13 protein-coding genes are annotated in these 26,284 nt (G+C 61.3%); 9 read left to right on the forward strand and 4 right to left on the reverse strand.

What is annotated here, in order from left to right; translation table 11 throughout:
• Positions 1–98 precede the first annotated feature (98 nt).
• Positions 99–13,097 carry a non-ribosomal peptide synthetase gene (locus KUF73_RS21540; RefSeq protein WP_218440048.1) on the reverse strand — a complete coding sequence of 4,333 codons (12,999 nt, stop codon included), beginning with the start codon at positions 13,095–13,097 and terminating at the stop codon, positions 99–101.
• 374 nt (positions 13,098–13,471) lie between these two features.
• On the opposite strand from KUF73_RS21540, the gene KUF73_RS21545 reads away from it, so the two are divergent.
• Positions 13,472–14,020, forward strand: coding sequence for an RNA polymerase factor sigma-70 (locus tag KUF73_RS21545; RefSeq protein ID WP_218440049.1), 549 nt, complete (start codon positions 13,472–13,474; stop codon positions 14,018–14,020).
• 66 nt (positions 14,021–14,086) lie between these two features.
• Here KUF73_RS21545 and KUF73_RS21550 read toward each other — a convergent pair whose 3' ends face one another.
• The 3 genes from KUF73_RS21550 to KUF73_RS21560 all read right to left on the reverse strand — a co-directional run bounded on the left by KUF73_RS21550 (position 14,087) and on the right by KUF73_RS21560 (position 16,725).
• The gene (locus tag KUF73_RS21550; protein WP_218440050.1) at positions 14,087–15,100 is read right to left on the reverse strand and encodes a GNAT family N-acetyltransferase; all 1,014 of its coding nucleotides are present in this window, start codon (positions 15,098–15,100) and stop codon (positions 14,087–14,089) included.
• Between the two features lie 101 nt (positions 15,101–15,201).
• Positions 15,202–16,008 carry an ABC transporter substrate-binding protein gene (locus KUF73_RS21555; RefSeq protein WP_218440051.1) on the reverse strand — a complete coding sequence of 269 codons (807 nt, stop codon included), beginning with the start codon at positions 16,006–16,008 and terminating at the stop codon, positions 15,202–15,204.
• 93 nt (positions 16,009–16,101) lie between these two features.
• A complete protein-coding gene (locus KUF73_RS21560; RefSeq protein WP_218440052.1) occupies positions 16,102–16,725 on the reverse strand; it encodes a TetR/AcrR family transcriptional regulator in 624 nt (207 codons plus the stop codon).
• Between the two features lie 200 nt (positions 16,726–16,925).
• Here KUF73_RS21560 and KUF73_RS21565 point away from each other — a divergent pair, with 200 nt between their 5' ends.
• The 8 genes from KUF73_RS21565 (at position 16,926) to KUF73_RS21600 (ending at position 26,245) form a co-directional block, all read left to right on the forward strand.
• A complete protein-coding gene (locus KUF73_RS21565) occupies positions 16,926–18,728 on the forward strand; it encodes an acyclic terpene utilization AtuA family protein (RefSeq protein ID WP_218440053.1) in 1,803 nt (600 codons plus the stop codon).
• Positions 18,729–18,740: 12 nt separating this feature from the next.
• Positions 18,741–19,610, forward strand: coding sequence for an SDR family oxidoreductase (locus tag KUF73_RS21570; RefSeq protein WP_218440054.1), 870 nt, complete (start codon positions 18,741–18,743; stop codon positions 19,608–19,610).
• A 3-nt stretch (positions 19,611–19,613) separates the two neighbouring features.
• Positions 19,614–21,230 (forward strand): geranyl-CoA carboxylase subunit beta, encoded by a 1,617-nt coding sequence (gene atuC, locus KUF73_RS21575; RefSeq protein ID WP_218440055.1) that lies wholly within the window; start codon positions 19,614–19,616, stop codon positions 21,228–21,230.
• A gap of 24 nt (positions 21,231–21,254) precedes the next feature.
• Positions 21,255–22,412, forward strand: coding sequence for a citronellyl-CoA dehydrogenase (gene atuD, locus KUF73_RS21580; RefSeq protein WP_218440056.1), 1,158 nt, complete (start codon positions 21,255–21,257; stop codon positions 22,410–22,412).
• The gene (locus tag KUF73_RS21585; RefSeq protein WP_218440057.1) at positions 22,409–23,206 is read left to right on the forward strand and encodes an enoyl-CoA hydratase/isomerase family protein; all 798 of its coding nucleotides are present in this window, start codon (positions 22,409–22,411) and stop codon (positions 23,204–23,206) included. The genes atuD and KUF73_RS21585 overlap by 4 nt, the downstream gene beginning before the upstream one ends.
• A 109-nt stretch (positions 23,207–23,315) precedes the next feature.
• On the forward strand, positions 23,316–25,277 hold the full coding sequence (locus tag KUF73_RS21590) for an acetyl/propionyl/methylcrotonyl-CoA carboxylase subunit alpha (protein ID WP_218440058.1): 1,962 nt from the start codon (positions 23,316–23,318) through the stop codon (positions 25,275–25,277).
• Positions 25,278–25,348: 71 nt separating this feature from the next.
• Complete coding sequence (locus tag KUF73_RS21595; RefSeq protein ID WP_218440059.1) at positions 25,349–25,891, forward strand: exonuclease domain-containing protein; 543 nt, start codon at positions 25,349–25,351, stop codon at positions 25,889–25,891.
• Between the two features lie 69 nt (positions 25,892–25,960).
• On the forward strand, positions 25,961–26,245 hold the full coding sequence (locus tag KUF73_RS21600; protein ID WP_007973461.1) for a pyrimidine/purine nucleoside phosphorylase: 285 nt from the start codon (positions 25,961–25,963) through the stop codon (positions 26,243–26,245).
• The last annotated feature ends 39 nt before the right edge of the window (positions 26,246–26,284 follow it).

The following is a 26,284-nucleotide window of genomic DNA, read 5'->3' on the forward strand; positions in this document are numbered from 1 at the left end:
GTCTTCGCGAGCAGGCTCGCTCCCACATTCGACCTGTGAACACAGATCCATTGTAGGAGAGAGCCTGCTCGCGATGGGGCCTTCCAGCCGCTAAAAAACTACAACCCCTCCAGCTCCGCCATCAGGTCATTCAACCGATCCACTTTCTCCTCGGTGATATCACTGGCCGCCAGGCCTTCGATGTAAACGGCCAGTTCCTCCACCGTGCTGCATTCGAACATCGCTCGCAGCGGCACATCGCGCTGCAAGGCTTTCTGCACCCGCGAGGCAATCTGCGTAGCCAGCAACGAATGCCCGCCCAGCTCGAAGAAGTTGTCGCGAACGCCGACCTTTTCCACCTTCAGCACTTCAGCCCAGATGCCTGCCAGGGTCTGCTCCAGTTCATTGCGCGGTGCCTGGTAGTCCTGGCTCTGCAACTGGCCGATCTCCAATGCCGGCAGGGCCTTGCGGTCCAGTTTGCCGTTGGCGTTTAGCGGCATTTTATCCAGCCATAGCCAGTGCAGCGGCACCATGTATTCCGGCAGTTCGGCGCGCAGGCGTTGCTTGATGCGCTCCAAACGTTCAGCTGGATTGAGCGATGTATCAGCGGCTACGAGATAGCCGACGAGGTGTTTGCCATTGACGCCCTCCTGCACGCCAACCGCTGCCTCGCGGACTTCCGGTTGTTCATGCAGACGCGCTTCGATCTCACCCAGTTCGATGCGGTAGCCGCGAATTTTCACCTGATGGTCGATACGCCCGACGTATTCCAGCACGCCGTCGTTGCGACGACGGGCCAGGTCGCCGGTGCGATACAGACGATCCCCCGGCGCGCCAAACGGGTTGGGTACAAACACCTGCGCCGTGCGCAGCGGATCGCTGACATAACCGCGCCCAACCCCAGTGCCGGCCACGCACAACTCGCCCACCGCCCCCAGCGGCACCAGTTCCAGCGCGCCGTCGAGCAGGTACAAACGGTTGTTATCGGTCGGCGTACCAATCGGCAAATAACTGCTGCGCGTTGACGCCATGTCGACGCGGAAAAACGCCACGTCGTCCGAGCATTCCGCCGGACCGTAGGCATTCACCAGGCCGATGTCCGGATAACGCAGCAGCCATTGATGCGCGAGTTCCGGCGGCATCGCTTCACCCGTCGGCAACATCCAGCGCAGGCCATCGAGGCCCATGCGTTCCTGGGCGAGCATGCCCTGAATCAGCGACGGCACGCTTTCCAGCACGGTGATGCCCTGGCCCTGAACATGGGCCAGCAAGCCTTGCGGGTCGTGAGCGATGGTGTTCGGCACGATGTCCACCCTCGCGCCGAACAGCGGTGCGGCGAGGAACTGCCACACGGAAATGTCGAAGCTTTGCGAAGCGGTCTGCGCAATGACGTCGGCATCGCTCAGGTGCAGGTACGGCACTTTGCTCAACTGGTTATTGAGCATGCCGCGCTGTTCGACCATCACACCTTTGGGCAAACCGGTGGAACCGGAGGTGTAGATCACGTAGGCCAGATTGTCCGGGCCACTGTAAATACCAGGGTTGGCGATCGACATATCACTGGCCTGCACCTCATCCCAGACCAGCAATCGAGGCCGATTGGCACCACCGAATTCTTCCAGCAGCGCGACGGCTTGTTCGCGGCAGGCTTCAGTGCAGACCAGCAACGGCGTGCGGCTCAGGTCGATAATTCGGCTCAGGCGCTGACTCGGCAGGCCTGGGTCCAGCGGCAGATAACCCGCGCCAGCCTTGAAGCTACCGATGATCATGCCCAGCAAATCGAGGCTGCGCTCAGCCAGCAGCGCCACCGGCTGATCGAGCCCGACACCCGCCGCGACCAGCGCATGGCCGAGTCGGTTGGCGCGCTGGTTCAACTCGGTGTAGCTGTGCTGTTGATCCAGGCAACTGGCGGCGATTCGCTGCGGATGCCGGGCCACTTGCGCCTCAAACAACGCAACATAGCTCTGTTCCAGCGGGTAAGCGTGTTCGCTCTGGTTGCAATCGTGGATCAGGAAGTCCTGTTCCTCAGCGCCCAGCAATGGCAAGTCCGCCATATCACCGTGGAACCCTTCGACCAGCGCCAGCAACAGACGCTTGAACTCGCCAAGCATGCGTTCGACCGTGGACTCGTCGAAGTAACGCTGATCGTAGGACAGGTGCAAGCCCAGGTCATCGCCCGGATAGCACACCGCCGTCAGCGGGAAGTTGGTGTGGGTACGGCCCGAATCCGAGGTTGCGTTAAGACTTTGCGCACGGTCCAGCACCGAGACTTCCACCGGGGCGTTTTCGAACACGAACAGGCTATCAAACAGCGGCTGGCCTTTAGGCAACTCGCTGTGTTCCTGGATGCTTACCAGCGGCAAATATTCGTACTCGCGCAGTTGCATGTTGCTGTCGAGCAAACCGCTCAGCCACTGGCGCACGCTGCAACGCTGATCGTCTTCAGGCATCTTCACCCGCAACGCGATGCTGTTGATGAACAGGCCGACGGTGCGCTGCATCTCCGGCATTTCTACCGGGCGTCCGGCCACGGTGACGCCGAACAGCACGTCGCGATCACCGCTCAAGCGCCGCAGCACCAAGGCCCACGCCGCCTGGGCGAACGTGTTGATGGTCAGCTGATGAGCCTGCGCCAGTTCGCGCAGTTGCGCACCGTCACGGGCATCGAGTCGGGTGTAGCGATCACCCACGAGCATGCCGCCGCTGTCACCGGCATGCTCACGCAGGAACGGCCGGTCGCTCGGGATCGGCGTGGTCCGTTCGAAGCCTTGCAGGTTGGTTTCCCACCACTGCCGTGCTTCGGCCAGGCTCTGGCGTTGCAGCCAGCCGATGTAGTCGCGATAACGTGGCGGCACAGCCAACTGCGCTTCCCGACCTTCGCCGAGGGCGCTGTAGATTTCGAAGAAATCGTTCATCAGCAGCGAGCGGCACCACGCATCGATCAGGATGTGGTGGTTGCTCATCATGAACCAGTAACGCGCCGCGCCGACCCGAATCAAACGCAAGTGGAACGGGGCCTGGTTGAGCAAATCGAACCCGGCTTCGCGCTCGCTTTTGAGCAGCGTTTGCAGTTTGGGTTCTTGCTCGGCTTCGGCGATATCGCGCCAGTCCAGGTATTCGATCGGCGTGCTGCCCGGCTTGTGGATAACCTGCAACATGTCTTCGCCGACGTTCCAGCAGAACGACGCGCGCAAGGCTTCGTGACGGGCGATCACCGCTTGCCAGGCCTGGGCGAAACGCTGCGGATCAAGTTCGCTGTTGATGCGATACCGATCCTGCATGTAGTAGAGGCCGGTGCCCGGTTCGAGCAAGGTGTGCAGCAGCATGCCTTCCTGCATCGGGGTCAGCGGGTAAACGTCTTCAATGAGGGCGGCTGCAATTGGCAGCGCATCCAGTTGCGTCTGGTTCAGTTTCGCCAGCGGGAAGTCGGATGGCGTCAGGCCACCCGCGTCGTCACGCAGGCAATGCTCGATCAGGCTCTGCAATTCGCCCAGATAAGCATCGGCCAATTCGTTGATGGTTTGCGGGTCGTGGCGTTCGGTGCTGAAGGTCCAGCGCAGTACCAGTTCACCGCCGTAGACCTGACTGTCGACGCTCAACTCGTTGGGCAGCGGTGCCCTCGGATCGTGGGCCACGCCGATGGCCTCATCGAGCGGCAGGAATAACGCGTCGGCACCGAAACTCTGATCGAACTGACCGAGGTAGTTGAAGGTGATCGGCGCCACTGGCAGCGCGGCCATTGACTGCCGGCTCAGGTCATCGGCCAGATAACGCAGCACGCCATAACCCAGGCCTTTGTGCGGTACGGCGCGCAGTTGCTCCTTGATCGCCTTGATCGAAGCGCCCTGCCCGGCGGCTTCCTCGATGTTCGCTGGCGTCAGGCGCAACGGATACGCGCTGGTGAACCAGCCGACGGTGCGGGTCAGGTCGATTTCGTCGAACAGTGCTTCGCGGCCATGGCCTTCCAGTTGAATCAACGCCGATTCATGCCCGCTCCAGCGGCAAAGCACTCGGGCCAATGCCGTCAGCAGCAGGTCGTTGACCTGAGTGCGATAGGCACTCGGCGCCTGTTGCAGCAGTTGCCGGGTGCGCCCGCTGTCGAGGCGCACGCTGACGGTATGCGCATGCCGGTTCTGCCGGCCGCCATCGGGACGATCACAGGGCAACTGGGCGTTCGGCCCGGCCAATTGCGCCTGCCACCAGCTCAGTTCTTCACGCAGGGACTCGCTGCCGGCATACGCCTGCAAGCGCGCTGCCCAGTCCTTGAAGGCACTGGTTTTCGCCGGCAATTTTACCGATTGCCCGGCGTCGAGTTGGCGATACACCGTCTGCAGATCGTCCAGCAGCACGCGCCATGAAACGCCGTCCACCACCAAGTGGTGAATGGCGAAGAACAGTCGTTGCTGGCCCTCGGGACCGTCAACCAGCAACACCCGCATCAACGGCCCTTCTTCAAGGTCGAGGCTGCGCTGGGCATCGGCGAACAGTGCGGCGCATTTGTCCATGGACGAAACGCGCACTTGCCAGAGCACCGGCACCTCGGAAATTGCCTGGTGTTGGGCCTGCCATTGACCACCGATTTTGCTGAAGCGCAGGCGCAAGGCGTCGTGCTGTTCCAGCACTGCCAGCAACGCTTGCTCCAGGCGATGCGGTTCCAGTGTCGTTGTCGGCTCCAGCAACAAGGCCTGGTTCCAGTGTTGGCGCTGCGGGATCTCGGTGTCGAAGAACCAGTGCTGGATCGGCGTCAGGCGTGATTCGCCGGTGAGCAGACCTTGCTCGGCTGTCACCTGCTCGCTGCGGGTGGCCACGGCGGCCAGGGTCTGCACGGTCTGGTGCTGGAACAAATCCCGCGGGCTGAAGTGGATGCCCTGCTGCCGCGCACGACTGACCACTTGAATCGACAGAATCGAATCGCCACCGAGTTCGAAGAAGTTATCGTTGAGGCCGACCTGTTCGACGTTCAGCACTTCGCACCAGATCTGCGCCAACGTCAGCTCCAGTTCGTTGCTCGGCGCCACATAGTGCTGACGGTTCAGCTCCGGGTCGGGCGCCGGCAGTGCGCGGCGGTCGAGCTTGCCGTTGCCGGTCAGCGGCATGCTGGCCAGCAGGATCAGGTGCGTCGGCACCATGTAATCCGGCAGCTGCGTTTTCAGGTGCGACTTGAGCGCTTCGCGCAATGCGTTTTGCTGCGCTTCGTCCTGTTCCGCAACGTTGGTGACCAGATAACCAACCAATTGCTTGCCGCTCGGTGCATCGAGGGCCAAGACAACGGCTTCGCGCACCGATTCGTGTTCCAGCAGACGGGTTTCGATTTCGCCCAATTCGATGCGGAAACCGCGAATCTTCACTTGATGGTCGATGCGCCCGAGGTATTCAACCAACCCATCGGCGCGCTGGCGCACCAGGTCGCCGGTGCGGTACAGACGTCCGCCATGGGCGGCAAACGGGTCGGCGACAAAACGCTCGGCCGTCATTCCCGGACGCTGGTGATAACCCTGGGCCAGACCGGCACCGCCGACATACAACTCGCCAGTCGCACCCTGTGGCACCAAGGCCAGATCGGCATCAAGAATGTAGGCCACGCGGTCGCCGATCACGCTGCCAATCGGCACGCTGCCCACGCCTTCTTCCAATACATCTGGGGCCAGGCTGGCCAGCGGCATGACCACGGTTTCGGTCGGGCCGTAGGCGTTGAAGAACAGGTCCGGTTTAAACGCCGCGCGAATCCGCTGCAGGTGCTCGCCGGTCAGCGCTTCGCCGCCGGTGATGATCATGCGCACCGGGAGGGTTTCATTTTTCGTCGCCAGCCATTGCGCCAACTGGCTGCCGTAACTCGGAGTGAACCCCAGGATATTGATGTGGTGACGGCGGATAAGACCGCAGATTTCTTCAGCGTCCCATTGGCCCTGGGCACGCAGGACAACTTGCGCGCCACTCAACAGCGGCACCAGCAAACGCTCAGTGGCGGCGTCGAAGTTGATCGAATAGAAATGCAACTCGCAGTCGTCCGCGCGCATGCCGAAACGCTCGATCACCGCACGGCAGTGCATGGCAATTTCACCGTGGGACACCACCACACCTTTCGGTTTACCGGTGGAGCCCGAGGTGTAGATCAAGTACGCCTGATGTTGCGGCAGGCTGATAAACGGCAACTCGGTGGCCGGGTAATTGGCCAGTTCGGCGGCATCGTCTTCCCGGCACCAGCGCGCTACGCTCGCTGGCAGTTCACCCAGCGCTTCGAACATCGCCGCATCGCTGAGCAGTAAGCCGATGCCGCTGTCTTCGATCATGTAATGCAAGCGGTCGAGCGGGTACTCCGGGTCCAGCGGCACGTAAGCGCCGCCGGCCTTGAGGATCGCCAGCAGGCCGACGACCATCTCCAGCGAACGCTCCAGTGCCAGACCGACGCGAACCTGCGGCCCGACACCGCGTTCGCGCAGCATCCAAGCGAGGCGATTGGCGCGGCTGTCGAGTTCGGCATAACTCAGGGTTTGCCCGGCGAAGGTCAGCGCCGGTGCCTCTTTACGCGCCAGAGCCTGTTCGCTGAACAGCTGATGAATGCACTGATCCAGACGATGTTCGCCCGGCTCGACCCCGAGACTGTCGAGCAGGGTTTGCTGCTCGCTGGCCTCCAGCAACGGCAACTCACTCAGGCGCTGTTGCGGATCGGCCAGTAACGCTTCCAGCACGTTACGCCAATGCGCGGCCATGCGCGCAATGCGCGGTTCGTCGAACAGATCGGTGCTGTAGGTCAGGCAGCAACCCAGGCGATGGTCGAGGTCGGTGACTTCCAGGTTGAGGTCGAACTTGGTCGCACGGGCATCGTTGGCCAGGTACTCGACGGTCATGCCGGCCAGGGTGCGGCTCTGCTGGAATTCCCAGCGCTGCACGTTGCACATCACCTGGAACAATGGGTTGTAGGCGGCGCTGCGTGGCGGCTGCAAGGCTTCCACCAAATGGTCGAAGGGCAAGTCCTGATGAGACTGGCCTTCGATGACCGTGTGGCGCACCTGCTCCAGCAATTGGCCGACGGACATCTGCCCGTCGAGCTGGCAACGCAGCACCTGGGTATTGAGGAACGCGCCGATCAGTCCTTCGCTTTCCGGGCGAATCCGGTTGGCCACGGGTGCGCCGATGCGCAGGTCGGTCTGGCCGCTGTAGCGGTAAAGCAACACGGCCAGCGCGGCGGTCATGGTCATGAACAGGGTCAGGCCGTTTTGTGCATTGAAGGCGCGTACTCGCGCAGCGAGTTCATCGCTGAGGTCGAAACGGAACAACTCGCCCTGATGGCTTTGCACCGCTGGACGCGGACGATCACTGGGCAATTCGAGCAACGGGTGTTCGCGGCCCAGTTGCGCGGTCCAGTAATCGAGCTGGCGCTGACGCTCACCGGACTCCAGCCAGTTGCGCTGCCAGACGCTGTAATCGAGGTACTGCACCGGCAGCGGTGCCAGCGGCGATTCTCGATCATCGACGAACGCTTCGTAGAGTGCGCTGAGCTCCCGGGCGAAGATGTCCATCGCCCAACCTTCGGTGACGATGTGATGCAGGGTCAGTACCAGGTAATGCTCTTGCTCGGCGGTCTTGACCAGACAGGCGCGCAGCAGCGGGCCGCTTTCCAGATCGAACGGCTGGTGCGCCTCAAAGTCGGCCAGTTGTTGCACCCGTTGTTCGCGGGTTGCGACGTCCAGCGCCGAGAAGTCTTTCCATTCCATCTGCATTCCGGCATCCGGACGCACCTGTTGCCGGGCCACACCGTCGATACTCGGGAACGTGGTGCGCAGGGTTTCGTGACGCAGGATCAGCGCTTGCAGCGCCGCTTCAAATCGCCCGACATCCAGCACCCCGCGCAGCCGCGCCATGCCGCCGACGTTGTAGGCCGGGCTGTCCGGTTCCATCTGCCAGAGGAACCACATGCGCTGCTGGGAATAGGACAGCGGCACCGCTTGGCTGCGGTCGACTTTCTCGATGGGTGGCTGCTGGTTGGTTTTGCCGCTGAGCTGGATCAGCTGAACCTGTTCGGCAAACGCGCCCAGTTCACTGTTCTCGAACAGTGCACGCAGCGGTAACTCGACGTCGCAGGCCTGACGGGTGCGGGAAATGATTTGCGTGGCCAACAGCGAATGACCGCCGAGGGCGAAGAAGTCATCGCGCAAGCCGACTTGCGCCAGGCCCAGCACTTCGCGCCAGATGCCGGCGATTTGCTGCTCCAATCCAGTCACTGGTTCGACGTGTTCACGCACCTGCCACTGCGGTTCCGGCAAGGCGCGGCGGTCGAGTTTGCCACTTGGGCCGAGGGGCATTTGTTCCAGGCGCATCAGCTGCGCCGGGACCATGTATTCCGGTAGCTCGGCTGCCAGCGCAGTTTTCAGTCTTAGGGTTTGCGCTTCTTCAGTTTCGGTGGAATCGGTGGCGGTGTAGTAGCCGATCAACTGCCCACCGGCCGAGGTTTCGCGCACTAGCACAATGGCCTGGGCAACGCCCTGCTGGGCCAGCAGTCGCGCTTCGATTTCTTCCGGTTCAACGCGGAAACCACGCAATTTGACCTGCTGATCGAGGCGACCGAGGTATTCGATCACGCCATCGGCGCTCCATCGCGCACGGTCGCCGGTTCGATACAGGCGCGTGCCCTGATCGCCCAATGGATCGACCACGAAACGTTCGGCGGTCAGGCCTGGACGGCCCAGATAACCCCGGGCCAGACCGATGCCACTGATGCACAGTTCACCCGGCACACCGAGCGGAACCGGATTCAGATCGCTATCGAGCACGCGGCAGATCACGTTACCCAGTGGCCGGCCAATCGGCGAGCGCTCGCCATCGGCTGTGGTGCAGTGCCAATGGGTAACGTTGATCGCGGTTTCGGTCGGGCCGTAGCGGTTGTGCAACTGCACCGCCGGCAGTTGCGCCAGCACACGGTTACGCAGCTCGGCGGGCAAGGCTTCGCCACCGGAAAACACGCGGCGCAGGCTGGTGCTTTCGGCGGTCAGCGGCTCGTCGATGAACAACGAAAGCAGTGGCGGCACGAAGTGCAACGTGGTCACGCCGTATTGCTGGACCAACTGCGCGATGCGGTGCGGGTCGCGGTGTTCACCGGGCCCGGCAATCAGCAGGCGTGCGCCGGTAATCAACGGCCAGAAGCATTCCCACACGGACACGTCGAAACTGATCGGTGCCTTTTGCATCAGCACGTCGCTGTCGTTCAGGCGATAGGTGTCCTGCATCCATTGCAGCCGCTCTGCGAGGGCCGCATGGGTGTTGCCGACGCCTTTGGGTTGGCCGGTGGAACCGGAGGTGTAAATCACATACGCGAGGTTGTCGCCGTGCAAATGCAGGCCCGGCGCATGGCTGGGCCAGCTCTCCAGATGCAGCGCGTCCATGGCGATCACGCTGACGCCGTCGGTGGCGGGCAGGCGATCAAGCAGTTGGGTTTGCGTCAACAGCAACTCGACGCCGCTGTCACTGAGCATGTAGGCCAGGCGCTCGGCTGGATAGTCCGGGTCCAACGGCACGTAGGCGCCACCGGCCTTGATGATCGCCAGCAGGCCGATCAGCAGTTGCGGCGAACGCTCCGCTGCGATGGCCACGCAGACATCCGGACCGACGCCTTTGTCACGCAGGTAGTGAGCCAGGCGATTGGCCCGGGTGTGCAGTTCGGCGAAGTCCAGGCTGCCGCCGTCCCACAGCAGTGCGATGCGTTCCGGGGTCTGGCGCGCTTGTTCGTTGAGCCGCTCCGGCAGCCATTGGCTGGCGGGTGTGCACGGTGCAACGGCCCAGTCAGCTTGCTGGTTGAATTCAGACCCGGTCAGCAGTTGCAGGTCGCCGACAGCGGTTTGCGGTTGCGCGCTAATGGCTCGCAGCAGGTTGCTGAAATGCTCGGCCAGACGCTCGACGGTCGCGGCGTCGAACAGTTCGCTGGCGTAGTCGAACGACAGGCTCAAGCGACCGTTACGATCTTCTTCGCTGTGCAATTGCAGGTCGAACTTGGCCTCGCGACTGTGCCACGGCAACTCTTCGGCGAGCAGGCCCGGCAGGCGTTTCAATGCGCCGAGGTCGCGTTGCTGGTGGTTGAACATGACCTGGAACAGTCCCTGTTCCCGAGCCTGCGGAAAGGCCTCCAGCAGTTGTTCGAACGGCAAGTCCTGATGGGCTTGTGCGCCCAACGCCGCTTGACGGGTTTGCGCCAGCAACTCAACGAATGGCAGCCGCGAATCGACCTCGGCGCGCAGCACCTGGGTGTTGATGAAAAAGCCGATCAGGCCTTGGGTCTCCAGGCGCGGACGGTTGGCATTCGGCACACCGATGCGGATGTCGCGCTGACCGCTGTAGCGATGCAACAGCGTTTGGAACGCGGTGAGCAACAGCATGAACGACGTGGCTTCGTGGGCCTGGGCGGTCTGGCGAATCGCGTCGCTGAGATTCGCGTCGAGGCGCACGGTGTGGCGGGCGGCACTGTGCATTTGTTGCGCCGCACGCGGGTGATCGGTGGCCAGGTTCAACGTCGGATGGTCGTCACCCAACTGGGTTTTCCAGTAAGCCAGTTGTCGCTCACCCTCCCCTTGCGCCAGCCATTGGCGCTGCCAGCTGCCGTAATCGGCGTATTGCGTCGGCAATGGTGCCAGCGTCGCTGACTGGCCTTGGGACGCCGCCGCATACAGTCGAGAGAACTCGTCGATCAACACGTTCAGCGACCAGCCATCGGCGATGATGTGGTGCATCGTCACCAGCAGTTGATGGTCCTCGTCATCAAGGCGAACCAACATCACCCACAGCAGCGGACCGTTTTCCAGATCGAACCGGGTGCGAGCTTCGTCCTCGCGGATCTGCCACGCGCGAGCCTCACGCTCGGCCAAAGGCAAGCCACTGATGTCGATCATTTGCAGGTTGAATGCGCCAGCCGCATCGACCTGTTGCAGCGCCACGCCATCACGCTCGAAAAACCGCGTGCGCAGGGACTCGTGGCGCTCGATGAGTTGCTGGAAACTGCCGCGCAACGCGTCTTCGTCCAGCTCGCCGCGCAGGCGCAAGGCACCGGGAATGTTGTAGGCGCTGCTCTGTGGGTCGAGTTGCCAGGTGATCCACAGACGGTTTTGTGCCAGGGATTGCGGCATCGCTTCATGACGCGATAACGCGGTGATCGCACCTTGGGCGAGGCCGCCATCCTGTTGTTGCCGGGCCACGGCGGCAGCGAATGCACCGAGAGTCGGCGCTTCGAACAACAGGCGCAGGTTCAACTCCAGACCGAGTTCTTCACGCAGACGTGCCACCACTTGGGTGGCCGCGATGGAGTTACCGCCGAGCAGGAAAAAGTGATCATCAAAGCCGACCTGCTTGACCTGCAATTGCTCGCACCAGATCTGGCCGATCAGGTTTTGCAGGTCTGAAGCGGATTCAGTCTTGCCTTCACTCCCGCCAGTGGACGACGGGAACAGCGCATAGCTGTCGAGGCTGCCATCCGCCAGGCGATTGCGGCACGCCGAGCGTTGCAGTTTGCCGCTGGAGGTCTTGGGCAACGCGCCGGGATTGAGCAACAACACGACACTCGGCGCTTCCTGGTACGCCTCGGCCACGGCTTGGCGAATGGCTTTGATCAAGGCGTCAGGTGGCAGGATTTTTTGCACGCTGCGGCTGATTTCCGCTGCGATACCGATGCCTTCCTGACCCTCGATATTGACCGCGAACGCGGCCACGCGGCCTTTGCGCACCACCTCCACTTCACGCTCGACAGTCTGCTCGATGTCCTGTGGATAAAGGTTATGCCCGCGCACGATCAGCATGTCTTTCAGGCGCCCGGTGATGAACAGTTCGCCGTCGCGCAGGAAGCCCAGGTCACCGGTGCGCAGCCAGGTGCGGCCGGCGTGTTGAACGAACGTCTTGGCGGACGCCTCGGGGTTGCGCCAGTAACCGTGGGCGATACTCGGCCCGGTGGCCCAGATTTCGCCGACCGCGTTGTCCGCCAGTTCGGTGAGCGATGCGGGTTCGATGATCAACACCGCATGATCTGGCTGACTGATGCCGCAGCTCATGATTGCGCTGCCGTCGCCCGGCTCGGCACGATTGTGCGCCAGGGCCTGATCGTCTACGCGCAGGTTGCCAATGCCTTGACCACACGGAGTACCGGTCACAAACAGTGTGGCTTCTGCCAGGCCATAGGACGCCATGAAGCTGTCCGTTGTGAAACCGCTTGGGGCGAACTTCTCGGCGAAACGCTCAAGGGTGTCGAGACGAATCGGCTCGGACCCGGAATAAGCCACGCGCCAACCGCTCAGATCAAGCCGCTCCAATACCGAATCGCTGACTCGCTCGCTGCACAAACGGTAGGCAAAATCCGGCCCGCCGCTGATGGTGCCGCCGTATTCGCTGATGGCTTCCAGCCAACGCAGCGGCCGACCCAGGAAGTACGCCGGCGACATCAACACGCACGGCACGCCGCTGAAAATCGGTTGCAACAGCCCGCCAATCAGGCCCATGTCGTGGTACAGCGGTAGCCAGCTGACGATGACGTCGTCCGGGTTCAGATCGATGCCGAAACCGTGACGGATCAGCAACTCGTTGGCCACCAGGTTGCCGTGGCTGACTTGCACGCCTTTCGGCAACGCGGTGGAACCCGAGGTGTATTGCAAGAAGGCGATGTGATCATCTTGCAGGTCCGGCGCGACCCAGCGTTCGGCCATTGTGCTGTCGAGGGTATCGACACACAGCAGCGGCGGCGCTCCTTCAATTTGCTGCAACGCATCGTGCAGGCCGGCGCTGGTCAGTAACAGGCGCGGCTCGGCATCGCTGATGATCGACAGCAAACGCTCCTGATGATGACGGCGCGTCGATTCCGGCGGGTAGGCCGGCACGGCGATCACGCCGGCATACAGGCAACCGAAAAACGCCGCGACGTAATCCGGGCCACTCGGAAACAGCAACACCGCGCGATCGCCAAAATCGGCCTCGGCCTGCAATGCACCGGCAATGGTCCGCGCCCGCTGATCCAGCTCGCGATAACTGAGCACCACAGCCTGATCCTGGGTTTCGGCGAGAAAACGCAAGGCCACCCGGTCCGGCGTCAGGGCCGCGCGGCGCTGGAGGGCTTGGACCAGTGTGCTGGGGAGTTCGAACGCGTCAGTCATGAGGTTTCCTGCCTGAATTCGGCTTGCAAATGGAATCGATTTTTGTGACGTCACGCCCCATTCAAGGGCGCGCAGGACGCGGTCTTCGCCGACCGCGCAAGGCATTGGCAATGCAGTTGTGTCCGGGGCTGCAGCCCGGATCCATTCACCAATGAGAACGGATGACGTCTTGAAATAATTAGTCGGCAGGCTTGAACGCCAACCAGGCCGGGGTGTGTCAGCGTGTCGCAGTTCTCACTCTGCACCTTTGCGGCGCATTACTTCTCTTTCTCAATTGACAATCATTATCATTCAACATAATTTGTCGCTCGATGTGTAGGACGGCCCCGATCCCTTTGTCGTCCCACCAACCTATTGGCAGCAAGGTGATTTCCATGACGGAACAAGTCTCCACAAGCAGGTGCGATTCGCCGCTACTTCAGGCCTTCGTCGACAATCGACTGATTCTGGTCAAGATTGCAGCCCGCATCACCGGCTGCCGCTCGCGTGCTGAAGATGTGGTGCAGGACGCGTTTTTCCGTCTGCAATCAGCGCCGCAGATCACCTCCTCGTTCAAGGCGCAGCTCAGCTATCTGTTCCAGATCGTGCGCAACCTGGCGATCGATCACTACCGCAAGCAAGCACTCGAGCAGAAGTATTCCGGCCCTGAAGAGGAAGGCCTGAATGTGGTGATTCAGGGCGCATCGCCAGAAACGTCGCACATCAATTTTTCGACGCTGGAAAACATCGCCGATGCACTGACCGAACTGCCGAGCCGAACCCGCTATGCCTTCGAGATGTATCGCCTGCACGGCGTGCCGCAGAAGGACATCGCCAAGGAACTCGGCGTCTCGCCGACCCTGGTGAACTTCATGATTCGTGATGCGCTGGTGCATTGCCGCAAGGTGTCGGGCAATCGTGCGGATAGCGTGGCCCGCCGCTGAGACGGCGTCGGTTCCATAAAAAAGATCGTCCGAAGGCTCGGGCCGCGTTCGGACGATCTTTGCTTTTCAGGCCAGACTGCACCGCTCGAAAAACCGCTCACGCCCCAACACCATCAGCGCGGCGCGCTTGTGCGGGAAGTCGAACTCTTTCTCGCAGTGGAATCGCTGGTCCTGCATATACCCGATCATCTTGGCGTTGTCGGCACGCGGCTCGGCAACCACTCGCTGAGTGCGTGGATCATCGAGAAACAGGTAATGCACCAGCGCCGATAACCAGCTCGCCACTTTGTGCGGGCCACGGTGATTTTCTTCACCCACCAGCATGTGAATGCCGCGGTCATAATCGCCCGCCTCGTAGAACGGCGCGATGCGGTCTTCCTTGGCCCAGTAGGCTTCGAAATAAGCGAACGGCTGATCATCGAAACAACCGATCAGCGTGACCGTATGCGGGTCCGCTTCGAGCTTGCTCAGGTACTCGCGATGCTGTTCGAGACTGCCCTCTTCCTGCCAGAAACTCGCCACTCGCGGACTGTTCTGCCAGCGATTGAAACGTGCCAGGTCCAGATCGATATCCAGCGTGCGCAGGGAAATCCAGGCGCCCAGTTGCACATCGAAACGCCGATAAACCTCACCTCGCGGCTTGATCGCTCGTAACGGATGACGCTTGCCGCCACTGATGACCCTGTGCTGCGGATAACTGTTGGTCAGCGGCTGGCTCAACCAGGGTTGCGGCAATTGCCAGAACAAGCTGCGCTCACAGTAAAACTGGCCGCGCACCTGCGTGAGGATCAGCAACCCGCTGAGTAGTGCCTCGGTCGGGTACTCATCGAGCTGCCAGGTCAGGCGCCGGCACGCAGGGTCACGGGCAAACAACCAATAACAAGCGGCCCAGAGAGCACGGCTGTCGGGGCGATTGAAACGCGCCTCCAATTGCACAGCCAACTCGGGATCGCGGGTCAGCCGCAGCTGGATCAGCAGTTGGTCGTCAAGGCTAAGGCTCAGCCGGGTTTCGGTTTCATCAGCGACAAGACTGCTGCCTGTCGGCAAGACAAGGGCAGCCAGTTCATTCAGATTGGGCATGGGTCGGGCTCACGAGAATCAATCGACAGTTCAACGAAGTGACGTGAGCCGAGGCGGGAAATTTAAGAGAAGTCAGTCAATACGCGATCTGCGGTGCAATCTCAGCTACCGGCGACCGGCACCACCGCGATTTTGTAAGGATCGAAAATCTTCAGCATCTGGCCATTATCCCGCAACCCCTTCAGCAACTTGCCGAAAACCTCGCTGCTGATTGGCGAGGCCGGGCGCAAGATCGCGTAATGGTGGTAGACCTGATCGATACGCTCGGACACCAGCAGCTCATCGGCGACTTTCAAGTTGCGCAGAAAGTAATCGCTCAGGTACGAGCGCGTAACCAGGGCGATATCAGCGCGCCCGCGCAGCACCATCAGCAGGTTGCTGTCGTGGGAATACGTCAGTGTGGCGTTGAAGTTCTGCGCGAGGAATTTTGGATCGGCGTTGAAGTTGGCAAATTCGTAGTGATAGCCACTGAACAGCGCCAGGCGTTTGCCCTTGAGGTCATCAAAATAGCCTTGCTGACGAATCGGCTCGCCTTCGCGCTGACGTTGCGCGACAAAAATCTCGGCGTCTTCAAGCCCCATGTCGACAATGCTGTGAGGCACGTTCTCCCAACCCCAGGCAGGATTTTCGAAGATCGCCATGTCGATTCGACCCTGCTTGAAGTCACCAAAACGTCGAGGAATGGAGGTGGGCACCAACACGAATTGATAGTCGCTTTGCAGGGCATTGAGCGCCTCGACCAACTGCGGCAGCAAGCCCGTGTCCGCACCGTTTTCCGGGCGCACCGTATACGGCGGAAAGTGTGCGGCACCAATGCGCACCCGTTGTGCAGCCTGGGACGGCAGCATCCATAACGCTACAAGCGCCGCCAGCAAAAAACGCGTAGCCGTCCGAATTGGCAAAGACATGAAACAACCCACTCCCCAAAGTACGGCATCAATCCATTCAAGCTAGGCGGTTTCGCCCAGTTAGCCAGTTTCCTGCCGACCAACACACACGCTTTATTTTTCCTCCAGCACCAGAACCAGCGCCTCATCGGCCAACTGGTCGAGGCTCATGCTGCCACCGGCTCGGAACCAGGTGGTAGTCCAGGACAGTGCCCCGGTAAGGAAACGTCGAGTGACGAACACATCGCCACGAATGAAACCTGCGCTCTTGGCTTCGCCCAGTACTTGCAGCCAAATGTCTTCATAGATATCGCGCAACGCCAGGACCTTGGCCTGACCATCTTCGGACAGCGAGCGCCATTCGTAGACCAGCACCGCCATGGCCTCGCCGCTGCCGCCCATGATTGACTGCAATTCGCAGCGGATCAGCGCCAGCACCCGCTCGCGCACGTTGGCGGCGTCGGCAATGGCCGCACGCATCAGCGCGGTGTTATAGCGAATGGTCTCTTCCATCACTGCCCGCAGGATCTCGTCCTTGCTTTTGAAGTGATGAAAAATGCTTCCCGACTGAATGCCCACGGCACCCGCCAGATCGCGCACGGTGGTGCGTTCATAGCCCTTGTTGCGAAACAGGTGAGCCGCGACCTGCAGCAGCTTGCCACGGGCGCTGTCCGGATCGGTCAATTGCCCGTTGTCGACCAATTCGCGCATGACCTTCAGGGCTTTTTGCTCGTCCACCCGATCTCTCCTACAGTCGATCAATCCAATACGCCACTCATGCAGGAGCGAGCAGGGTCGCTCCTGCAATTTCGTGAGCTAGCGCGGGCAATTTAAGCTGCTGCCAGCAACCAAGCAAGCGCTCGGGCAGAAGATATTTCAGCCATTTACAGACCAAGCGCTTGCTTGGTAGTCTCGATGCACTTCTGTCGGAGGTGGTTATGCCGTTGACTGCGCCAAAAACTATTCGCATCGGTTGCGCCAGCGCGTTCTGGGGCGACACCTCGACCGCCGCCGCGCAACTGGTGGAAGGCGGACGCCTGGACTACCTGGTCTTCGATTACCTGGCGGAAATCACCCTGTCGATCATGGCCGGCGCACGGATGAAAGATCCCCAGGCCGGCTACGCCAATGACTTCATCGAAGTCCTCAGTCCCCTGCTCAACCAACTTTCAGAACAAAAAATCCGCGTGATCAGCAATGCCGGCGGGGTCAATCCACGGGCCTGCGCTGCCGCGTTGCAAGCAGCATGTGACAAGGCCGGCGTCGCCCTGAAAATTGCCGTGCTGCTCGGGGACGACCTGCAACCGCAATTCAAGCGACTGAGTTCGCTTGGCCTCCACGAAATGTTCAACGGTACGTCGTTACCTGTAATGTGCGTCTCGACCAACGCCTACCTCGGCGCACCGGGCATCGTCGAATCCCTGCGACTGGGGGCGGACATCGTGATCACCGGGCGCGTGGTCGACAGCGCCGTGGTCAGCGCCGCGCTGGTGCATGAGTTCGGCTGGTCGTGGCACGACTATGACAAGTTGGCCCAGGCGGCGCTGGCCGGTCACATCATCGAATGCGGCGCCCAATGCACCGGTGGCAATTTCACCGATTGGCGCGAAGTGCCCGACTACGAACACATCGGGTTCCCCATCGTCGAAGTCAGCGCCGACAGCCAGTTCATTGTCAGCAAACCCGAGGGTTCCGGCGGCCTGGTCACGCCGCTGACGGTGGGCGAGCAGATGCTCTACGAAATCGGCGATCCGCGGGCCTATCTGCTGCCCGACGTGGTCTGCGATTTCACGCAAGTCAAACTCATACAGCAAGGTAAAAACGCGGTGCAGGTGCACGGCGCGAAAGGTTTGCCACCGACCGATCAGTACAAGGTCAGCGCCACCCACCCGGACGGTTTCCGTTGCACCGCCAGTTGCCTGATCGCCGGCATCGACGCGGTCGACAAGGCTCGCCGGGTCAGTGAAGCAATCATCAACAAAACCTCCGAAATCTTCAGCCAACGCGGTTGGGCGCCCTACAGCGACGTCAGCATCGAATTGCTCGGTAGCGAAGCCACCTACGGCCCTCACGGCCAACGTCAGGACACCCGCGAAGTGGTGATAAAACTCGCGGTACGGCATCCGAATAAACAGGCACTGATCGTGTTCTCCCGGGAAATCGCCCAGGCCGCTACTGGCATGGCACCAGGGCTGACCGGCATTGTCGGCGGCCGGCCAACGGTTTATCCGCTCATCCGGCTGTTCTCGTTCCTGATCGACAAAACCGCTTGCACGCTGGAAATTGATTTCATGGGGCAACGCCACCCGTGCGCCCTGCCCACGCTGGATGTGCTCGATACCGCCGACTTGCCGGTGCCGTTCGAACCACCCAAACCCAAGGGACTGGCCGATGCCAGCGTGGCTTTGGTCAAACTCGCGGTCGCGCGTTCGGGGGACAAGGGCAACCACAGCAACATTGGCGTCATGCCCCGCGAGCCCGAATATCTGCCATGGATCGCCGAAGCCCTGACCCCGGCCGTGCTCGTCGACTGGATGAGCCATGTTCTCGACCCGGTCCATGGACGTGTAGAGCGCTGGTATTTGCCCGCCACCCACAGCCTGAATTTCCTCCTGGAGAACGCCCTTGGCGGCGGCGGTGTCGCCAGCCTGCGAATCGATCCGCAAGGCAAGGCGTTCGCCCAGCAACTGCTGGACATCCAGATTCCGGTGCCGCAGCGCATCGCCGACCAGGTTAACTAGGGGACTGCCGCCATGGCCTACGATTCGATTTTCAAAGCCGACCTGTTTGCAGGGCAAACCATCATCGTCACCGGAGGCGGCAGTGGCATCGGGCGCTGCACCGCGCACGAACTGGCGGCCCTCGGCGCCCATGTGCTGCTGGTGGGGCGCAAGGCCGACAAGCTCAAAGCAGTCGCCGCCGAAATTGCCGAAGACGGCGGCATGGCGGACTGGAGCACCTGCGATATTCGCGAAGAAGAAGCGGTGTCACATCTGGTCAGCGAGCTGATCCGCAAGCACGGGCCGATTCACGGTCTGGTCAACAATGCCGGCGGGCAATACCCGTCGCCCCTGGCCTCGATCAATCAGAAGGGCTTCGAAACCGTGATGCGCACCAATCTTGTCGGCGGCTTTCTGATGGCCCGGGAAGTGTTCAACCAGTCCATGAGCAAGCACGGCGGTGCCATCGTCAACATGCTCGCCGATATGTGGGGCGGCATGCCCGGCATGGGCCACTCTGGCGCGGCACGTTCAGGGATGGACAACCTGACCAAAACCGCCGCGTTCGAGTGGGGTTACGCCGGGGTGCGGGTCAACGCCGTAGCACCAGGCTGGATCGCCTCCAGCGGCATGGACACTTACGAAGGCGCGTTCAAGGCAGTGATTCCGACCTTGCGCGAACACGTACCGCTCAAGCGCATCGGCACCGAATCGGAAGTCAGCGCGGCGATTGTGTTCCTGCTCAGCCCGGCAGCGGCGTTTGTCAGCGGCAGCACCTTGCGCATCGATGGCGCCGCCAGTCTCGGCGGGCGTGCGTGGCCGATTCACAAGGCGACCAACAGTGAGTCGTACAACGGCTTTCATCGTGCGTACTTGCCGGATGTCCTCAAGGATAAGGAATAACCCATGCCGGTGATTCAGTCGCAACTCGATCCCCACAGCCAAGCATTCGCACAAAATCGCGCGGCGATGCTGGTGGGTATCGAACAGGTCCGCCAGCTCGAACAGAATCTGTTGAACAAGGCCGCCGAAGCCAAACCCAAGTTCGACAAGCGTGGTCAACTGCTGCCCCGCGAGCGCCTCAATTTGCTGCTGGACCCCGGCGCACCGTTCCTCGAACTGGCCAGCCTGGCCGGGTACAAATTGCACGACGACAAGGATGGCAACTCGGCCGGTGGCGGCTTGATCGCCGGGATCGGTTACGTGTCCGGCGTGCGAGTGCTGGTAGTGGCGAACAACAGTGCGATCAAGGGCGGGACCATTTCCCCCAGTGGCTTGAAAAAATCCCTGCGCCTGCAACAGATCGCCATGGAAAACAAACTGCCGGTGATCACGCTGGCTGAAAGCGGTGGCGCCAACCTCAATTACGCAGCCGACATTTTCGTCGAAGGTGCGCGCAGTTTTGCCAACCAGGCGCGGATGTCGGCCATGGGCCTGCCGCAGATCACCGTGGTCCACGGCTCGGCAACCGCGGGCGGCGCTTATCAACCGGGGCTGTCGGACTACGTGGTGGTGGTGCGCGGCAAGGCCAAGTTGTTTCTCGCCGGTCCCCCGCTGTTAAAAGCAGCAACCGGTGAAGTCGCCACCGACGAAGAGCTGGGCGGCGCCGAAATGCACGCGCAAACTGCCGGCACCGCCGAATACCTGGCCGAAAACGATGCCGACGGCGTGCGTAAGGTACGCGAAATCGTCAGCCTGCTGCCGTGGAACGAACAACTGCCCCCGCGCCCCGACCGCCACCGGGAAGAACCGCTCTACCCCATCGATGAACTGTTGGGCCTGATCCCGGACGATCCGAAAAAGCCCTACGACGTGCGCGAAATCATCGCGCGCATTGCCGACGGCTCGAACTTCCTTGAATTCAAATCCGAGTTCGACCAGCAAACCGTCTGCGGTCACCTGAAAATCCAGGGCCGCGCCTGTGGCTTCATCGGCAACAACGGCCCGATAACCCCCAAAGGTGCGAGCAAGGCTGCGCAGTTCATTCAGCTGTGCGACCAGAGCCAGACGCCGCTGCTGTTTTTCCACAACACCACCGGGTTCATGGTTGGCACCGAGTCGGAGCAGCAAGGGGTGATCAAGCACGGCGCCAAAATGATTCAAGCGGTGGCCAACGCCCGAGTACCGAAATTGACCATCGTCGTCGGCGGCTCCTATGGCGCCGGCAACTACGCGATGTGTGGCCGTGGTCTCGACCCGCGCTTCATCTTCGCCTGGCCCAACAGCCGCACCGCCGTGATGGGCGGCGCGCAAGCCGGTAAGGTGCTGCGGATCGTTACCGAGGCGAAGCAGGCCAAGGACGGCCTGGTGCCTGACCCGAAAATGCTCGACATGCTGGAACAGGTCACCGCGCAGAAACTCGACAGCCAGTCCACGGCGCTTTACGGCAGTGCCAATCTGTGGGACGACGGGTTGATTGATCCGCGCGATACCCGGACCTTGCTCGGTTACCTGCTGGACATCTGTCACGAGGCCGAGGTGCGGCTTTTGCAAGCCAACAGTTTTGGTGCCGCCCGCTTCTAAGGGCGATCAGGAGAATAATAAAAAATGATCTTCACCCAGGAACATGAAGCACTGCGCCGCACCGTCCGCCAATTCGTCGATCACGAGATCAATCCGCACGTCGAGGAGTGGGAAAAGGCCGGACGCTTTCCGATCCACGAGGTCTTCCGCAAGGCCGGCGACCTTGGCCTGCTGGGGATTTCCAAACCGGAAAAATTCGGCGGCATGGGGCTCGATTACAGCTACTCGATCGTCGCCGCCGAAGAGTTCGGCACCATTCATTGCGGCGGCATCCCGATGTCGATCGGCGTGCAGACCGACATGTGCACCCCGGCCCTGGCGCGTTTTGGCTCCGATGAATTGCGCGACGAATTCCTGCGCCCGGCGATCACCGGCGAACAGGTCGGTTGCATCGGGGTTTCCGAAGTCGGTGCCGGTTCCGACGTCGCCGGTTTGAAGACCCGCGCGCGCAAGGACGGCGACGACTACGTGATCAACGGCAGCAAGATGTGGATCACCAACTCGCCGAGCGCCGATTTCATTTGCCTGCTGGCCAACACCTCGGACGACAAACCGCACATCAACAAGTCGCTGATCATGGTGCCGATGAACACGCCGGGCATCAGCCTCAGTTCGCACCTGGACAAACTCGGCATGCGCAGTTCGGAAACCGCCCAGGTGTTTTTCGATAACGTGCGCGTGCCGCAACGCAACCGCATCGGCCATGAAGGCGCCGGGTTCATGATGCAGATGCTGCAATTCCAGGAGGAACGCCTGTTCGGCGCGGCAAACATGATCAAAGGGCTGGAGAACTGCGTCGACAGCACGATCGAGTACTGCAAGGAACGCAAAACCTTCGGCAGTGCATTGATCGACAACCAGGTCATTCACTTTCGCCTGGCCGAATTGCAAACCGAAATCGAATGCCTGCGGGCGCTGGTCTACCAGGCCACCGAGCAATACGTCAGAGGTCAGGATGTCACCCGCCTGGCGTCGATGGCCAAGCTCAAGGCCGGCCGATTGGGTCGCGAGGTCAGTGACAGTTGCCTGCAATATTGGGGCGGCATGGGTTTCATGTGGGACAACCCGGTGGCCCGCGCCTACCGCGATGTACGGCTGGTGTCGATTGGCGGCGGCGCCGACGAAATCATGCTGGGGATCATCTGCAAACTCATGGGCATCCTGCCGGGGAAAAAGAAATGAGCAGCCTGCCGGTGTGCCAGACCTTGTTGCTCGAACCGCATAACGGCGTGCTGCACATCACCCTCAATCGGCCGGAAAGTCGCAACGCCATGAGTTTGCAGATGGTCAGTGAACTTCGCGCGGTACTGGCGGCGGTGCGTGATGACCGGGCGACTCGGGCGTTGGTCATCGGCGGTGCCGGTGGGCACTTTTGCGCCGGAGGTGACATCAAGGATATGGCCGGTGCTCGGGCTCAAGGTGCAACGGCTTACCGTGAGTTGAACCGCGCGTTCGGTGCCTTGCTCGAAGAAACCCAACATGCCCCGCAAGTGGTGATCACGGTGCTGCAAGGCGCGGTGCTCGGCGGTGGTTTTGGCCTGGCGTGTGTCAGCGACATCGCGATGGCCGACCATCAAGCGCAATTCGGCTTGCCGGAAACCAGCCTCGGCCTGTTGCCGGCGCAGATTGCGCCGTTCGTGGTGCAGCGCATCGGCCTGACCCAGGCCCGAAGACTGGCCCTGACGGCGGCGCGGCTCGACGGCACCCAGGCACGACGGATGGGGCTGGTGCATTTTGTTGAGCATGACCCGCAGGCTCTGGCTGAACGCCTCGATGAAGTATTGGCCCATGTGCTGTGTTGTGCGCCGGGGGCAAATGCGGCAACCAAAAAGCTGTTGTTGGCGAGTACCGTCCAGCCTTCGGGTGAACTGCTGGATCAAGCGGCCGAGTGGTTCAGCGAAGCGGTGACTGGTGCTGAAGGCGTCGAAGGCACCATGGCGTTTGTGCAAAAGCGTAAACCAGGGTGGGCCCCTTAAGAGATTCGCGGGCAAACCTCGCTCCTCCAGGTCGAGTGATTCTCTGCAGAAGCGAGGCTTGCCCGCGAAGAGGCCATCACATTCACCGCAAAACCCAAGGGAAAAACCCATGCCCGGATTCAGCAAAATCCTGATCGCCAATCGTGGCGAAATCGCCTGCCGCATCCAGCGCACCGCCCAGGCCTTGGGCTACCGTACTGTCGCCGTATTCAGCGATGCCGACGCCGATGCACTACATGTACACATGGCCGATGAGGCCGTTCACATTGGCCCGGCACCGGTGCAACAGTCTTATCTGAACATCCCGGCAATTATCGACGCAGCCCGCCGCACAGGCGCGGATGCGATCCATCCGGGTTACGGTTTTCTCTCGGAAAACCCGGGCTTCGCCCTCGCCTGTCAGCACGCCGGTATCACCTTCATCGGCCCCAGCCCCGAAGCCATTGAACTGATGGGCAGCAAACGTCTGTCGAAAATCGCCATGATCGCGGCTGGAGTACCGTGCATCCTGGGCTATCAAGGCGCCGAGCAGGACGACGTGACCCTGACTCGCGAAGCCGAACGCATCGGCTATCCGTTGATGATCAAGGCCAGCGCCGGTGGTGGTGGACGCGGCATGCGCCTTGTACACACGGCCAGCGACCTGCTGGCGCAGATCCGCACGGCACGCTCGGAAGCCCTGCACGGTTTTGGCAGCGACGAACTGATCCTCGAACAGGCGTTGATCGACCCGCGCCATGTCGAGGTCCAGCTGTTTGGCGACCAGCACGGCAATCTGATTTACCTCGGCGAGCGCGACTGTTCGATCCAGCGTCGTCACCAGAAAGTCATCGAGGAAGCGCCCTGCCCGGTGATGACCGTCGAGTTGCGCCAAGCCATGGGCGAAGCGGCGCTCAAGGCCGGGCGCGCAGTGAATTATGTCGGCGCCGGCACCGTTGAGTTCCTCCTTGATGCACGCGGGCAGTTTTACTTCCTGGAGATGAATACCCGCCTGCAAGTGGAGCACCCGGTGACCGAGCTGATCACCGGGCTGGATCTGGTGGCCTGGCAACTGGCCGTGGCCGAAGGACAACCTCTACCGTTGCGTCAGGAGCAGGTGCAACTCAATGGCCACGCCATGGAAGTGCGCCTGTATGCCGAAGATCCGGCCCGCGATTTTCTGCCACAAACCGGGCGCATCACAGCCTGGGAACCAGCCACGCAGAGTGGCGTGCGCATCGACCATGGCCTGATCGAGGGCCAGAGCATCAGCCCGTTCTACGACCCGTTGCTGGGCAAACTCATCGCCCATGGCGCCACCCGCGAAGAAGCCCGGCGCAAGCTACTGCGAGCGGTGCAGGACAGTGTGTTGCTGGGCGTACAGAGCAACCAGCGCGTGCTCGCGAATCTGCTGGATCATCCACAATTCATCAGCGGCGAATTCAGCACCGGGTTCATCCCTCGGAATTTCGCTGACCATTCCTGTCTGCGTCCGCAGGTACCCAGCGACGCAGAGCTGGCGATAGCCGCTGCCCTGTTCTATCAGGCCTCGGCGCAAGTTCATCCCGCGTCACTGGCCGGTTGGCGCAACAACGCCAGTGTGCCGCTGCACTATCGCCTCGGTCTTGAGGATCAGGCGTGGTCGGTGGAGCTGAATGCCATGCCGGGCGAGGTTTATCGAATTCAAATCGCCAGCCGCAGCCTCGAACTGAAAATCATCGAATGCGACGGCCACTGGGCCACGTTGGTCATCGATGGCGTCCGCACACGCCACGCCTATCGACTGGAGGCAGGGCAACTCTGCCTGTTCACCCGTCCGGGCAGCCTGCGATTGACCGACCGGACACAGGCCTTGGTCAGCAGTCAGGTCAGCATTAGCTCCGGCACGCTCAAGGCGCCGATGGATGGCGCGATTGTCGATGTGCTGGTCAGTGAGGGCAGCGTGGTCAGCAAAGGCCAATTGCTGGTGGTGCTGGAGGCCATGAAAATGGAGCATCCACTCAAGTCGGGCATCGACGGTGTGCTCAAGCGCTTGCAGGTGCGGGTCGGCGATCAGGTGAAAAACCGTCAGATTCTGTTGGAGGTCGAATAAGCCGCTAGGCGGATCCGCCGGGTTTGGCTACGCTCAAGCCCTATCAGGACGCGGATACCAGGAACCCTGCAATGCCTCACTGGCTGGTCATTGATCTGGAAGCCACCACCGACGAGGGTGGCTGGCCTATTACGGAAATGGAAATCATCGAAATCGGTGCCACCCTTGTGGACCGCAAGGGCCGTGAACTGGATCACTTCCAGCGCTTCGTCCGACCGTCGAGGCGTCCTTTGCTAACCCCGTTTTGCCGGGAACTGACGCACATCACTCAGGCCAATATCGATGCTGCACAGCCCTTGGGCGAGGTATGGGCGTCGTTCGAACGCTGGCTCGGCCATCATCACACGCGCCTCGAAGGCTGGGTCAGTTGGGGCGATTACGATCGCAAACAGCTGCTTCAGGAATGGCAACGCCTGCAACTCGACAGCATTCTGGCTCGCGTTCCGCACATGAACCTCAAACAGCGCTTTGCCAAGGCCCGGCGCCTGGAACGCCCACTGGGGCTTAATGGTGCCCTGCAACTGGCGGGTTTGCAGTTCTCCGGCCAACAGCACCGGGCGCTGGAAGATGCGCGCAATACTGCGCGGCTGTTGCCACTGGTTCTTCCACTTTAGAGAGGTGACTAGGCCTTGGGCCTTGTGCATACTGGCCGGCCCTTTTTAGCCCTTTTCGAGGAATCGCCCATGTTTAAAGTCAACGAGTACTTCGACGGCACCGTCAAGTCGATCGCCTTTGGCACCGCTGAAGGTCCGGCGACCATCGGCGTCATGGCTCCGGGCGAATACGAATTCGGCACCAGCCAGCGCGAAATCATGCACGTGGTGTCCGGCGCCCTGACCGTCAAGCTGCCAGACAGCAACGACTGGGAAACCTTCGCCGCCGGCAGCCAGTTCAACGTGCCTGCCAACAGCAAGTTCCAGCTGAAAGTCGCCGTCGACACCGCTTACCTGTGCGAATACCGCGGCTAAACCCGAGGTTTTCACAGCGCAAAAAAATGCCCGTGTTTT

The sequence above is a fragment of the Pseudomonas sp. PD9R genome, assembly GCF_019200975.1.
In the GTDB taxonomy this organism is placed as follows: Bacteria; Pseudomonadota; Gammaproteobacteria; order Pseudomonadales; family Pseudomonadaceae; genus Aquipseudomonas.